Annotated in this window: 11 protein-coding genes; 3 read left to right on the forward strand and 8 right to left on the reverse strand. The window is 65.8% G+C overall.

Annotated elements, in window-relative coordinates; all coding sequences use genetic code 11:
* Nucleotides 1–13: 13 nt before the first annotated feature.
* The 8 genes from AQ610_RS02165 to AQ610_RS02195 form a co-directional block, all read right to left on the reverse strand.
* Complete coding sequence (locus tag AQ610_RS02165; RefSeq protein ID WP_006029398.1) at nt 14–1,462, reverse strand: TolC family protein; 1,449 nt, start codon at nt 1,460–1,462, stop codon at nt 14–16.
* Nucleotides 1,459–3,666 carry a peptidase domain-containing ABC transporter gene (locus tag AQ610_RS02170; protein ID WP_006029399.1) on the reverse strand — a complete coding sequence of 736 codons (2,208 nt, stop codon included), beginning with the start codon at nt 3,664–3,666 and terminating at the stop codon, nt 1,459–1,461. The genes AQ610_RS02165 and AQ610_RS02170 overlap by 4 nt, the downstream gene beginning before the upstream one ends.
* A 14-nt stretch (nt 3,667–3,680) precedes the next feature.
* Nucleotides 3,681–4,949, reverse strand: a complete 1,269-nt coding sequence (locus tag AQ610_RS02175) for an HlyD family secretion protein (RefSeq protein WP_006029400.1) — start codon at nt 4,947–4,949, stop codon at nt 3,681–3,683.
* 54 nt (nt 4,950–5,003) lie between these two features.
* Nucleotides 5,004–5,402 (reverse strand): hypothetical protein, encoded by a 399-nt coding sequence (locus tag AQ610_RS35725; protein ID WP_156436714.1) that lies wholly within the window; start codon nt 5,400–5,402, stop codon nt 5,004–5,006.
* A 159-nt stretch (nt 5,403–5,561) separates the two neighbouring features.
* Nucleotides 5,562–5,792 carry a hypothetical protein gene (locus tag AQ610_RS02180; protein ID WP_006029401.1) on the reverse strand — a complete coding sequence of 77 codons (231 nt, stop codon included), beginning with the start codon at nt 5,790–5,792 and terminating at the stop codon, nt 5,562–5,564.
* A gap of 104 nt (nt 5,793–5,896) precedes the next feature.
* Nucleotides 5,897–6,133 carry a hypothetical protein gene (locus AQ610_RS02185; protein WP_009913733.1) on the reverse strand — a complete coding sequence of 79 codons (237 nt, stop codon included), beginning with the start codon at nt 6,131–6,133 and terminating at the stop codon, nt 5,897–5,899.
* 244 nt (nt 6,134–6,377) lie between these two features.
* A complete protein-coding gene (locus tag AQ610_RS35730; protein ID WP_043283300.1) occupies nt 6,378–6,608 on the reverse strand; it encodes a hypothetical protein in 231 nt (76 codons plus the stop codon).
* Between the two features lie 504 nt (nt 6,609–7,112).
* On the reverse strand, nt 7,113–9,263 hold the full coding sequence (locus AQ610_RS02195; protein WP_006029404.1) for a M1 family metallopeptidase: 2,151 nt from the start codon (nt 9,261–9,263) through the stop codon (nt 7,113–7,115).
* A 603-nt stretch (nt 9,264–9,866) separates the two neighbouring features.
* Here AQ610_RS02195 and AQ610_RS02200 point away from each other — a divergent pair.
* The 3 genes from AQ610_RS02200 (at nt 9,867) to AQ610_RS02210 (ending at nt 13,196) form a co-directional block, all read left to right on the forward strand.
* Nucleotides 9,867–10,373 carry an LEA/WHy family protein gene (locus AQ610_RS02200; protein WP_043283301.1) on the forward strand — a complete coding sequence of 169 codons (507 nt, stop codon included), beginning with the start codon at nt 9,867–9,869 and terminating at the stop codon, nt 10,371–10,373.
* A gap of 367 nt (nt 10,374–10,740) precedes the next feature.
* Nucleotides 10,741–11,859, forward strand: coding sequence for an acyltransferase family protein (locus tag AQ610_RS02205; RefSeq protein ID WP_006029406.1), 1,119 nt, complete (start codon nt 10,741–10,743; stop codon nt 11,857–11,859).
* 197 nt (nt 11,860–12,056) lie between these two features.
* Complete coding sequence (locus tag AQ610_RS02210; RefSeq protein ID WP_009913729.1) at nt 12,057–13,196, forward strand: methyltransferase; 1,140 nt, start codon at nt 12,057–12,059, stop codon at nt 13,194–13,196.
* Nucleotides 13,197–13,315: the final 119 nt, after the last annotated feature.

A 13,315-nucleotide genomic window follows, 5' to 3' on the forward strand; every position in this document is an offset into this window, starting at 1 on the left:
CATTCACGTTCTTTCAATGCGCGGACCACAGGCCGATGCTGCCGAGGCTCGCCGCGAGCTTGAGCCGCGCAGTCCGCCATTTCGATATCGCCTGCACGCGTTGCTTCTGCGCGTCGGCGAGCGCCGTCTGCGCATTGAGCAGCTCCGTGAACGTGCCGACGCCCGCCTTGTAGCGGCCACGGGCGATGTCGAGCGAGCGCTGCGCGTCGCCGAGCAGGTCCTTCGAGTTGTCGAGATTTGCGGTGTCGGTCTGCAGGCTCTGGTAGCTCTTCCATACGTCGAGCGATACGTTCAACTCGGTGTTCCGCACATCGGCTTCCTGCGCGTCGGCCTGCGCCTGCGCGGCCGCGACGCGGTAGCCCGACGCGAAGCCCTCGAAGAGCGGAATCGTCACCTGCACGCCGATCATGCTGCCGTGGCTTGCCGTGGTCTGGAGGCCGGGCTGTTGCTGATAGGAGGGACTGTTGCGGCTGAGGCTGCCGGTCAACGAGATGGTCGGGCGGCCCTGCGCGCGCACCGCGTCGATGTTCGCGTGCGCCGCGTCGAGCTTCGCGCGCGCGGCGACGAGCTTCGGATGCTGCCGCTTCGCTTCGTCGATCAATTGCGCGACGCCTTCCGCGAATTCGTTGCGGTCGACGGGCGGCTCGGCGGTCGCGATCTGCAGCGGCGTGTTCGCGTCGAGCCCCATTGCGGCCGCGAGCGCGCCCGTCGCGTTTCGCACGTCGCCCTCGGCGCTCACGCGGTCGAGCACCGCGCGGCGGTAGCTCGTCTGCGCCTGTAGCCGATCGCTCAGTGTGCCGGCGCCGGCGTCGTGCTTCGCCTTCGCCGCGGTGAGGCTGTCCTGCGCGACGCGTTCGGTCGTGCGTGCCGCGTCGACGGCCGCCTGCGCGTCGCGCAAGTTGTAATACGCTTGCGCGGCGTTGAAGAGGATCGTCTGCAACGTGTCGTCCTGCGTCGCGTTGGCGGCGGCGAGGAGTTCGCGCGCCTGCCTGAGCGCCGCGCTGCGCTTGCCGAAATCGAACAGCACCCAGCTCAGGTTCAGCGCGCCATAGCGGCTCGTCTGAATCTGCGATTGATCCACCGATGCCGATTCGATGCCGTTACTGACTTCGTAGGTAGTCGTTTGCCAATTGCGCTGGATGCCGCCTGTGGCATTCAGCGTCGGCAGATAGGCGGCTTCTTTCACGCCGACCTGCGCCGCCTGCGCGCGTGCGTCCGCCCACGCGCGCCGCGCCTGCGGGTTCGCGCAGATCGCCTGCAGGATCGCGTCTTCGAGCTCGATCGGACGGCTCGCCGCTTCGGGCTGGCATGTCGCGTTCTTCAGCAGAGGTGCGGCGGGTGAAGCGGACACATTCTTTCTGGTTCCGTAAATATCGAGCCATTGCGCGTGCGCCGCATGCGACGCGAAGAGCGCGAGCGCGCCGACCATGACGAGAGTGCGTGCTGGCGTCATCGCGATCATCGCCCCGTGATCGGTTGCGTCGCAGCCGGCGTGGGAGCGGCGGCCGGAGCGGGCGCCGCGGCCGGCCTCGGCGCTGCGGCGAGCGCGGCCGTCGGCTTGTCGAGCGCGACCTTGCCCGCGTCGAGCATGATCACCCGAGACGCGGACGCGATCGTCTCCGGCCGGTGCGCGACGATCACGCGCGTCATCTTCAGCGCGCCGACCGCGGCGTTCACCTGCCGCTCGCGCTGCAGATCGAGGTGGCTCGTCGCTTCGTCGAGCACGAGGATCTTCGGCCGCTTGTAGAGCGCACGCGCGAGCAGCACGCGCTGCTTCTGCCCGCCCGACAGCACCGTGCCCATGTCTCCGACGAGCGTGTTGTAGCCCATCGGCATCGCGACGATGTCCGCGTGCACGGCCGCGAGCTGCGCGCATTCGGCGATCCACTTCGGATCGGCGTCCGGATCGAAGAAGCTGATGTTGTCGGCGATCGAGCCCGCGAACAGCACGTCGTCCTGCAGCACGGTGCCGACGAGCGAACGCAGCCGGTCGAGCCCGAGGCGCTCGACGTCGACGCCGCCGATCCTGATCTTGCCGCCCGTCGGCTCGAGGATGCCGAGCAGCACGTTGACGAGCGTCGTCTTGCCGCAGCCCGACGCGCCGATCAGCGCGACCGACTCGCCAGGCTCGATCTTCAGCGACACGCCGTCTAGCACGGCCGGCTCGCCTTCGGCGTAGCGGAACACGAGGTTGTCGGCTTCGATGCTCGCGGAAAGATTCTCCGCTTCGCCCGGCACGTGGCGCACGCCCACGTCGGATTCGCCCTTTGCGAACACGATGTCGGAGAGCCGCTCGCCCTGAAGCTGCAGCATCTTCACTTCGAAAAACTTGTCGATCAGGCTGCCGACGCGGCTGTCGAACTGCCCCTTGTACGCGTTGAACGCCATCAGCACGCCGACCGTGAATTCGCCGTCCATCACGAGCCGCGCGCCAAGCCAGATGATGACGAGCCCTTCGAGGCCGAACAGCAGGCCGTTCAATTGCTGATACAGCAGTTGCAGCTTCTGCGCGTGAAGGCCCGCGTTGATCTGCTCGACGAGCAGCGTGAGCCAGCTCGAACGGCGCTCGGTCTGGCGATTGAACAGCTTGATCGTCTTCACGCCGCGCACCGTTTCGAGGAAGTGGCTCTGCTGCTTCGCGGTGTGAATGATCTGGTCTTCCGTCGCGCGGCGCAGCGGCCGGTACCAGAGCCAGCGCAGCAGCGCGTACAGCGCCATCGTGCCGAGCGCGACGAACGCGAGCGTGCGGCTGTAGACGAACATCATCCCGAGCGTGACGATCGTCATCAGGCCGTCGATCACCGCGGACAGGAACGATGTCGTCATCGTCTGCTGGATCGTGTCGATCGAGCCGAAGCGCGACACGACGTCGCCGAGATGGCGGCGCTCGAAATATTGAACCGGCAGATTCAGCAGGTGCGTGAACACGTTCGCGCGCCACTGCACGTTGAGCGTCGTGCCGAGATACATCAGCGCCCACGCCCGGATCGCGCTCGTCGCCTGTTGCATCAGCAGCAACAGGCCGAAGCCGAGCGCGAGCACGGTCAGCAGGTCGCGATCGGCGCTGACGATCACTTCGTCGATCACCCATTGCAGGAAGAACGGCGAGACGAGCGTGAACACTTCGAGCGCGATCGCGAGCACGAGGATCTGGCCGAGCGAGCGCGACAGCCCGGACACGGGGCCGAGCAACTGGCGCAGCTTCACGGCGGGCGCAGCCTCGCGCGGCTTGAAGCTGCCCGTCGGCCACAGCTCGAGCGCGACGCCCGTGAACGAGCGCGACGCTTCGTCGAACGACAGCTTGCGCACGCCCTGCGCCGGATCGTGAATGATCACGTGCTTGCCGCTGATCTCCTTCAGCACGACGAAATGGTTGAAGTTCCAGTGCAGCATGCAGGGCACGCGCAACTGGCCGAGCTGGTCGAGATCGAGCTTCAGCGCGCGCGTGCCGAGGTCGAGGCGCTGCGCGATGTCGATCACGCGGCCGAGGCCCGCGCCCTTCAGCGACACGGGGAAGCGCGCGCGCATCGTTGCGAGGTCGATGTGATGGCCGTGAAAGCCGGCAACCATCGCGAGACAGGCGAGGCCGCATTCGGCCGCTTCGGTCTGCAGGATCATCGGCAGCTTGCTGCCGATGCCGAACGAGAGACGATCGAGGAGTGACATAGGCTTGGAGCGCGTCAGAGTTTGCCCGTCAGGCTGTAAAGAGGTTCGAGCACCCATTCGTACAGGCGGCGGCGTTCCTGCAGGACGTCGGCCTGCAGCGCCATGCCGGCCTGCAGCGGCTGCGCCCGGCCATATGCCATCACGCTTTGCGACTTCAGCGCGACCGTGATCCGGTAGTACGTGCCGCTCGCCGTCTGCGCGGCGGGCCCGCCGCTCGTCGCGAGCTCGGCCGCCGACAGCGCGGTGCGCGCGATCGACACGACGCTCGCTTCGTACTGGCCGAACTTCTGATACGGATACGCCTGATAGCGCACGAGCACGCGATCGCCGACGTGCACGAAGCCGACCGCCGCACTGGGCACGAACAGATACGCCTGCCAGTGCGCGCCCGTCGGCACGATGCTCGCGAGCGGATGCGACGTGTCGGCCGTCTGGCCCGGCTCGGCGATCACCGCGGTCGCGGTGCCCGTTTCCGGTGCGGTGACGACGAACTCGCGCTTCGCTTCGCTTTCGATCAGCGTGCGATCGACGTCGATCACGCTGCGGTCGATCTGCGACAACTGGTTCTGCTGCTTGAGCGACAGCCCCGACAGATCGTTGAGTGCCTCCTTCAGCGCCTGCGACGCGCTCGCGCGGTCGCGCATCAGGCTGTTCAGCTTCGAGCGCTGATCGAGCAGATCGGCCTGGCGCTGTTGCGCCTGATCCTTCGAGATGTAGTCCTGAGCGAGCAGGCCGGCGTAGCGCGACGCGGCGTCGGCCGCGATCGACGTGCGCGTGCGTTGCGCGGCGATCTGATCGTCGATGCCCGCGAGTTCCGCGCGCAGGCTCGCGATCTTCGATTGCAGCGTGTCGCGCTCGTCCTGTTGCAGGCGACGGGTCTTGTCGAGTTCCTGTTGCAGCGATGTCTTGCGTTGCTGCGCCTGCTCGATGAGCGCGGCCTGCGTCTGTCCCGCGGCCGCGCTCTGCAGGTCGGTCGATACGGTATAGAGCACCTGTCCTCGCGTCACGTGCTGCCCTTCGACGACGTTCTTCTTCAGCACGACGCCCGTCTGCTGCGCATAGACCTTGACGAGGCCCGTGTCCGGCGTGAGCACGCCGTCGACCGTCGTGCGCCGCGTATAGGTGCCGAACGTGAAGAGCAGGATCACGCCGAGCGCCATGCTCGCGGCCGCGCTCGCAAGCACGGCGAACGTCACGGGGCGGATCAGCACGATCTCGCCGAGCGTCTGCGTGCGCTGCGCTTCCTGGGCGGCCGTGCGAAAGAGTGGAGTGTTGGGCGTCATGGAGGACTGCCGAAAGTAACGTGTAGATCGTCGCGAAGCGGGGTCGCGTCGTGCTCAGGCGGGTGCGCGCGCCGCGTCGATGGGGCGCGCGCTGCGCGCTGTGACTTCGATGCGTGCTCGAGTCGATTCGTGCATGTCTGGCTCGTCATGGATGTCGTGACGATGTCCCGGCGAACGGAGCCGCGATGCGCAGGCGGCGTTCGGCGTTTCATCGACGAATTGTCCGCGGCGGCCACTCGCTGAAAAGCGCGGCGGCCCTGGCCTCGGATGCGGACGATTCGAATTCGTTGGCGTCGCATCAGAAGGTATCGGAGCCTGGTCGAACAGGAAAGCGCGTTGGTCTACGTTTTGACGATATTTGAAATCTTTCCCCCAGCGCGCCGGACGATTCGAGCGGAAAGCGATCGGCTTGGGGATGTCGGGCGCGGTGTCCGCGGGCTGCGGATCGCGCATGCGCCGGATATGGCGTGTGGCGGCGCAGGCAAGGTGAAATCGTTCGGCATGCGTGCCCGGCGACGGGGCCGGGCACGCACTCAGCATGACTAACTAAGCTGTCGACGCCGGAGGATCGTTCGGCGCGTCGGCTGCGATAGTCGTCGCGTGGCGACGCGATCAGTTGCCCGTCAGCACGCCCTGGATGATGCCGACCGTGCTGGTCAGCGCGCCGGCGATGCCGTCGACCGTGTGCGTCAGGATCGCGCCTGCGCTGTCGGTCAGGTTCGCGCCGAAATTGTAGGCCGATTGGCCGAGCAGCAGCACTTCGTTGCCGATCGCGCCAACCAGGTTGGTCAGGAGCGAAGCGCCGCCGACCATGGCGATTTCTTGTTGATTGAGTTCTTGCATAGTGAATCTCCGAATGATGTGCAGGTGGCTGGAAAATCCATCGAGCGGCCGAGACAAGAAGAGAGGGATCTGCCGGCGCTCAATCGATCATCGATGTGGTGGTGTTACGCCTTCGGGCCCGTGATGATGCTCGCGAGGTTGCCGAGCGTGCCGCCGACCAGCGTTTCGCCGATCTGGACCACGCCCGTCGCGAAGCCGACGAGGTCGCCCGTCAGGTTCGCGCCGAGGTCGTACAGCGCGCCGCCGTAAGCGCCGATCAGGCCCGTGAGGCCGCCGATCAGACCGCCGCCCACCGTTGCGCCGCCGACGAGATCGATCTCTTGTTGGTTGAGCTCTTGCATTGCCTTTCTCCAAGTAATTGCCAGATGGCCCATCTGGCGGGGCAGATCTGCGACGCCGTTCACGCAGCGCTGCAAATCAATCCGGTCTTCGGTCATCGCTCGTCGCGGTGAGCGGATCGATGCGCGGCGCGCCGATCCGTCCGCGACGCCTGATGACCGTGTCGTCCTTGCGCTCGGCGCATCGTCGATTCGGATCGCGATGCGCCGGATGCGTGATCCACGCTGTGTTCCTCTGCCTTCGTCGTCAATCGGCCCCCCGAACTTGCTCTTGGATGAATAGCAACGTTCGTTCGTCGTCGGGCATCGCGATTCGATCGTCGACGAACGGCGCCGAGCCGCAGGCAACGCGCGTCGACCGGTTGCGGCGCGCCTGCCGTGCGGCGCGTCGCGCGATCGAGCGAATGCGATTGCGCGGGTTCAGCGAATTCACTAAGACGCGGCGGCATGTTTCGATGCTCGCGTTGTCGTGACGCAATTATCGAAGGTCGGTTTGAACTGTTAAGTTCGGTAGCGTACTCATCAACGAGGTGCAGTTCGTCCGTTTAATCGGCGTTTAAAGCGCGCCTGAAAAACACGATGAAATGCTTATAAAGATCGAATGATTCGAGATCAGGCGGGGCGGGCTGCGGACGAGATCGAGAAGCCGTTTGCGCCACGCCGGAAGTGTGGTTGGCGAGCAGGCGGTGGACCGATTGGATTTGCTTTTCGTCCAGGAAATTGTCAAATGCTTTAAAGATTCGACGCGCCGAATGAGGGTATTGTGTACGCCCGATTACCGATTATTTGAAATGACCGAGTACGGACATCGTTTCGAGGCGTCGTTCGAACGTCGATTTCGACGGGACAGCGAAGATAAAAACGGGCCTCCAATCGGAGGCCCGCATGATTTGCTTCGCATCGCGAATCATAGCCTTGCCGTTTCTCCGCCGCCGCATGCACGCCGCGGCGGCGGAGTCGAGCGGCGACGTTCGCGAACCGCTTATTCCGTCCGCTGTTGCCGCGGCGTGAACTCGCCCTGGTAACGCAGTTGCGGGCGTTCCTTCGGCGTCTCGAGGATCGACGGCACCTGACGCAGCTTCATCGCGGCCGGCGAATTGATCGACGAGATGCTCGTCTCGCGGGAAGGCGGCGCGAGATTCGACGCGACGAGCAGCGCGGCCTCGCTCTTCAGGTTCAGCAGCAGCACCGGGTCCGTCGACGCATTGATCTGCGTGAGGAGCGCGCTCCACGCGGCATCGCTGTAGTTCGTCACGTAGTAGTCGAACCCGCTCGGATTCGCGACGACGGCCGAGCAGCCGTCGAGGCGGATCTGTGTCTGCGTATCCTTCAGCGCGAGCGTCTTGCGATTGACGAGGCCGTCGCCGAACGCGAGCGTGACGGGGATCGTCCACTGCGCGCCCGGATACTTGTTCTTGTTCGGGAACGGCGACTGCTTGAGCGTCACGACATTCTGGTTCTTCGTCAGATCGCATTGCGTGTCGAGCGTCAGCAGCGGCACGCCCGTCTGACGCACGAAGCTGTCGCCGATCGGGCCGACCTGCTGGCCGCTCGCGGCGGAGAGCGCATCCCACAGACGCTTCGGCGTGCCGTTTCCGAACGCATAGTCGTTCAGGTACTGCTGGAGGCCCTTGCGCAGCGTCTGTTCGCCGAGATAGCCCTCGAGCATCTTCAGCACCATGCCGCCCTTGTTATAGACGAAGGAACTCGCGCTCACGACGAAGTCGTTCGACGCCCAGCCGTTGAAGTTCGGCTGAATCGGGAACGCGTCCGCGCTGATGTCCTTGTTGATCACGCGATACTTGGACCTGACGTGATCGAGCCAGTTGAACTCGTCCGGGAAGAACTGGATCGTCGTCTTCGTTTCGAAGAAGCGCGCGAACGATTCGTTCAGCCAAACGTCGTCCCACCAGTCGGTCGTCACGAGATCGCCGAACCATTGGTGCGCGACTTCGTGCGTGAGCACCTGGTTGCCGTAGCGCGACATCGGCTTGCCCGGTTCGGGCAGGATGTCGTCGGCGAACTCGAGAATCGAGCCCCAGTTCTCCATGCCGCCGAAGTTCAGGCCCTTCTGGTCCTTGAACGCGTCGTTTGCGGCCACCGTGTCGAACTTCTTGAGCGGCAGCGTAATGCCGGTGTAGCGATAGTAGTAATCGAGCGCCTGCTTGGTGCGCTGCATCGCGGGGCGTGCCCATTCGCGCATGCCGGGCGGCGTGAAGATGCGCAGATGCAGGCCGCGGCCGTCCGGCAGCGGGCTCGAGAAGTCGTCTTCGAGCACGTCGAACAGGCCGCCGCCGAAGAACAGCAGATACGACGGCATCGGCGGCGTCTTCTCGAACGACACCAGCTTGTAGCCGCCGCCGACGTTCGCCGACGGCAATTCGGCCGCATTCGACACGACGCGCCATGCCTGCGGCACTTCGGCCGTCACTTCATAGGTCGGCCGGAACGCGGGCTCGTCCCAGCCCGGGAACCATTGACGCGACAGGTTCGTTTCGCCCTGCGTGAGGATCGCGCCGCTCGTCGTGCCGTCGGTGCTCTTCAGGTCGACGCGGAAGATTCCTTCGGCCGCCGAGCAGCCCGGATACGGATCGTTGCCGCAACTGCCGCCCGTGTGATTGACGGGGTCGTCGTATGACTTGAAGTTGATGATCCCTTGCCACTCCATATGCAGCGAATAGTTGCCCGGGGCGATCTGGCCGCTCGCGGGACGCAACTGATAGAAGTCGCCCTTGTCCTGCGGCGTCGCGACCAACTGCACGTTGCCGGGCTGCAGCGTGGTCTTGCCGTTCGTGAACTGGATCCGGTGGCCCGCGACGACGATCGCGTTGACGGGCTTGAGCACCTTGATCTCGACATCCGCGCGGCCGCTGAATTGATTCAGGTCCGCGTTCGGGCGGAACCAGAGCTTGTAGTTGACGGGCACGACGGTGTCGGGCATTTCGACGGGCTTCGTGCTCTTGTCGACTGCGGCGGCGGGCGCGGCTGCGTTGCCGTTCGCGCCGTTCGACGGGCTGTGCGCGGCGCCGAGCGACACGGCCGAGCCGGTGCCGCCGTCGTCGCCGCCGCAGGCGGCGAGCGCGAGCGCGCCGAGCAGGGACAGATATCGCAATCTACGATTGTTTATCCACATACTGAACCTCGAATTGAAAAGAAATCGTCCGGTCCTGCATGAATTCGACGGGCAATAGTTCGCCTCCGCCGTCAATCGACAGCGAAATGAATTACCCCGGTTATATTTGAAAAGACTGCAGGATTCTTACGTGAAGTTAATCATGATTGGGTGCCCCCTTTTGATTCTGGTTTGTGAATGATGGCCGGTGCGGCGGAACGCGCGCCCGGCGGCCTTCGTCGCCTGTACAATCCCATGTGGCGTGGCGAAGGCCATCCGCCCCTCTCCAGGCGGAACGTCAGCTTCGTCAAGCTGCTTTAAGGAATGTCAGGCAATTCGAAAGATGGCTCAATATACTTGATGGATTAACGTAAAGGAATCAAAAAAAATTTGATGAGAGGCGGCTTTTCGATTTCTTCCTCCAATTTCATTTTCGGAATGTTTAATCCGCGAATGGTGCTAATTGAATGTTCGTAGTGCGCGCACGGAGCATGCGGGAAGTCGATCGGCGAACTACGAAAGGTGGGAGTTGCGTGCCGGGCGGCACGCGGGCGGTTCCGCGGGCGTCGTGCGGGCGCTGGTTAAAATGGCGGCTCCCGCGCCCTGTTTCGAGGATCGTCGTCGATGCATGTCTGGTACCGCTCCCGCTCGTTCGCTGGACTATTGTTTGCCACGCTCGCCGCGCTGCTCGCGCTTGGCGGATGCGCGGCGCTGACCGCGCATGATCCCGTGCGCGTGAGCGTCGTCGGTATCGAGCCGCTCGTCGGGCAGGGGCTCGAAATGCGCTTCGACGTGAAGCTGCGGCTGCAGAATCCGAACGACGCGCAGATCGACTACGACGGCGTCGCGCTCGATCTCGAACTGAACGGCCGGCCGTTCGCGAGCGGCGTGAGCGACGCGCGGGGCACGGTGCCGCGCTTCGGCGAACAGGTGCTGAGCGTACCGGTCACGGTCTCCGCGTTCTCGGCCGCGCGGCAGGCGTTCGGGCTCGCGGACGTGACGGCATCCGGCAAGCTGCCCTACGTGCTGCGCGGCAAGCTCGCGGGCGGAATGTTCGGCAGCGTGCGCTTCACCGATTCGGGCACGCTCAGTCTGCCGGCGTCGTCGGGCGGGTATGGCGGTGGCGATTGAGCGAGCGTGACGCGAGATTCGCGGACGACCGCGCCTTTCGGCAGTCGTGATTCGCTGACGAGCGGAGGAGCGTGCGCCGAGGCGCGCGCATGGCGATGCGTATCTCGCGCGCGACGCGGTTCGTCATGCGGACATGCGTCCGCGCCTTCTGCGCCGAGCGGAGCGTTTACCGGGCCGCACGCGACGTCGCCCGGCTGATCGATCCCGCTGGTCGCGCGCCGCTGCGTGCGGTGCCGCACGGAAAGCGCGCGCGCCGCGCGGTACGGTGTGGTGACGAGGCGGCGATGCCGCTCGGCGCGCACGCATGCGTCGAGTCTGCGCGCGTCGCCGTTTCGCGCGCAGCGCCAGCCGTACGATCGATCCAGCCATGTCCGATTCCACCAGCCCGAGCCGTTTCGCGCACGTCGATGCAATGCGCGCCGTCGCCGTGCTGTTCGTCATGTGGACGCACTACGCGGAGCTGTTCGACAGGCTCGCAGCCTCGCAGCACGTGCTGGACGCGGTGCAGCGCTCGGTGAATTTCGGGCGCATCGGCGTCGTCATCTTCTTTTGCATCAGCGGGATGCTGATTCCGACCAGCCTGCGCGGCACGCCTTCGCAGGGCACGCGCCGCTTCGTCGTGCGCCGTTTCTTTCGGCTCTATCCGGCATTCTGGCTGTCGCTGCCGCTCGGCTATCTCGTGTACTGGCTATTGTTCGGGCTGCGAATGGACGCGTCCGGCCTGCTCGCGAACGTGACGATGATCCCGACTGCGTTCGGCCGCGATCCGGTGATGGGGCACTACTGGACGCTCGAAACGGAGCTGTACTTCTACGTGCTGTGCGTGCTGCTGTTTCGCGCCGGCGCGCTGCATCGCATGCGCGACCTGTGCGCCGTTTGCGGGGGGCTGTGCGTGCTCTTCGTCGTCACGTCGGCGCTCAAGATCGTTCCGGCGAGCGCGCTCGGCCAGTACAAGGGGATGCTCTATCACCTCGCGATCATGTTCTGGGGCGCGTGCTTCAGGCAAGCGTACGAGACGCCGTCGCAGACGTTCGAATGGATGCGCGGCCGCCGGCCGCTCACGTATCGCGCGGCGACCGTCGCGCTCGCGCTCTTCATCGTCGCGATCTCGCTGTTGATGGCGGCGGCGAACTGGCGGCACGGCGACTTCGTGCACATGTCGGCGTCGTTCGGCTACGTGTTCGGCATCGCGATTTTCGTTGCGCTAGCAACTGTATTGAAGATTCGGCTGAGGCTCTTCGCGTGGCTCGGCGAGATCAGCTACTCGATCTATCTGCTGCACGGCATTCCGCTGTATCTGTTGCTGTGGGCGTGCGAACGATACGGGATCACGGACCTGCCGCTTAGCTTCTACATGGCGTTGCCGGTCCTGCCGGCGATCGCGCTGTCGTGGGCGAGCCATCGGCTCTGCGAAGCGCCGTTCGTGCGCTTCGCGCATGCGTTGACGCCGAAGCGCCGCACCGGGGCCGCGCCGGCGAAGGTCTGACGAAAGCGGGCGCTGCGGGCGGCATGTGCGGCGCGGCGCTCGACGAGCGGCGATCGATGTGGCGACCTTGGCCGCGAAAAAAACCCGCACGTCGCCAGCGCGCGCCCGGCGCTTTTTTGCCGGCCGGCGCAAAGCGCGGTACTGTGTCGTCCGCGGCACGTCGCGCCGCCCGTCGACTCAACGATTCCCGATTCCTCGTGACTGCCTTTCCCGAATTTCATTGGACCGACGCCGACGGCGTCGAGCACGTAGTCCGCTGGCGCTCGGAAGCCGGCTCGCCGCCGCCGCGCCGCACGGTCGTGGCCAACGACCGCACGACGGCCGACGTCGCGTATCGCCTCGCGTGCGAAGGCACGGCGCTCGTCTGGCAAGGCGATTTCCAGAACGCGCGCCAACTGCTGCAGGCGCTCGCGCGCCGCGTCGAGCGCAAGCCCAAGAAGGTCAACAAGCCCGCCGCGACGCCCGTCGACGCGTTCAACCTCCACCGGATGGCGCAGGCGCAGCGCGCCCGCACGCTCGGCATGCTGCTGATTCCGCTCGAAGCCGATTATTCGATCGCGCTGCGCCGCGCGCCGGATCTGCGCGCCGCGTGCGAGGAGGCGTACGGCGCGGGCGGCGAGCGCTCGATCGCGTCGCTGCGCGAACTGCTCGGCATCGTCGGCGCGCACGAATGGCGCAAGAAGGGGGTGCCGATCGCCGCGCTCGGCGGCGAGCGGATTCATCCGCACTACGGCGTGTTCTCGCCCGTGCGCGGCGAGTACGTCGAGCTCGTCGCGCGCGCGCCGCTGCCGTCGACATCGCTTGCGTTCGATATCGGCGCCGGCACCGGCGTGCTGGCGGCGGTGCTCGCGTCGCGCGGCGTCGAGCGCGTCGTCGCGACCGATCAGGACAAGCGCGCGCTCGCGTGCGCGGCTCGGAACGTCGCGCGGCTCGGCTACGCATCGCGGGTCGAGGTCGTCGAAGCCGATCTGTTTCCCGACGGGCGCGCGCCGCTCGTCGTCTGCAATCCGCCGTGGGTGCCCGCGCGGCCCAGCTCGCCGCTCGAATATGCGGTCTATGATCCGGACAGCCGGATGCTGAAGGGCTTTCTCGCCGGGCTCGCCGCGCATCTCGCGCCGGGCGGCGAAGGCTGGCTGATCCTGTCGGACTTCGCCGAGCATCTCGGCCTGCGCACGCGCGAGGAATTGCTCGGCTGGATCGAGGCGGCGGGCCTCGTCGTCGTCGGTCGCGACGACGTGAAGCCCGCGCATCCGAAGGCGTCGGACCCCGCGGACCCGCTGCATCGCGCGCGCGCGGCGGAGACGACGTCGCTCTGGCGGCTCGCCGCCCGCAACTAGCGGGCCGCGCGCCGCACGCTCGCCGGGGCGGCCCGGATGGTTTTCGGTAAACTGTGACGCTTCCATGCACGCCTTGACGCCGCCCACCGCCGCCCGACCCCCGGTCCGGGCGGCCGCGC

Origin of the sequence: Burkholderia humptydooensis (genome assembly GCF_001513745.1) — a bacterium.
Lineage (GTDB): Bacteria > Pseudomonadota > Gammaproteobacteria > Burkholderiales > Burkholderiaceae > Burkholderia > Burkholderia humptydooensis.

Bases quoted from the DNA above. Each gene is read 5' to 3' on its own strand.
- AQ610_RS02165 (WP_006029398.1), bottom strand. From the start codon at position 1,462: ATGATCGCGATGACGCCAGCACGCACTCTCGTCATGGTCGGCGCGCTC.
- AQ610_RS02200 (WP_043283301.1), top strand. From the start codon at position 9,867: ATGCATGTCTGGTACCGCTCCCGCTCGTTCGCTGGACTATTGTTTGCC.
- AQ610_RS02175 (WP_006029400.1), bottom strand. From the start codon at position 4,949: ATGACGCCCAACACTCCACTCTTTCGCACGGCCGCCCAGGAAGCGCAG.
- AQ610_RS02195 (WP_006029404.1), bottom strand. From the start codon at position 9,263: ATGTGGATAAACAATCGTAGATTGCGATATCTGTCCCTGCTCGGCGCG.
- AQ610_RS02185 (WP_009913733.1), bottom strand. From the start codon at position 6,133: ATGCAAGAGCTCAACCAACAAGAGATCGATCTCGTCGGCGGCGCAACG.
- AQ610_RS02180 (WP_006029401.1), bottom strand. From the start codon at position 5,792: ATGCAAGAACTCAATCAACAAGAAATCGCCATGGTCGGCGGCGCTTCG.
- AQ610_RS02205 (WP_006029406.1), top strand. From the start codon at position 10,741: ATGTCCGATTCCACCAGCCCGAGCCGTTTCGCGCACGTCGATGCAATG.
- AQ610_RS35725 (WP_156436714.1), bottom strand. From the start codon at position 5,402: ATGCGCGATCCGCAGCCCGCGGACACCGCGCCCGACATCCCCAAGCCG.
- AQ610_RS02170 (WP_006029399.1), bottom strand. From the start codon at position 3,666: ATGTCACTCCTCGATCGTCTCTCGTTCGGCATCGGCAGCAAGCTGCCG.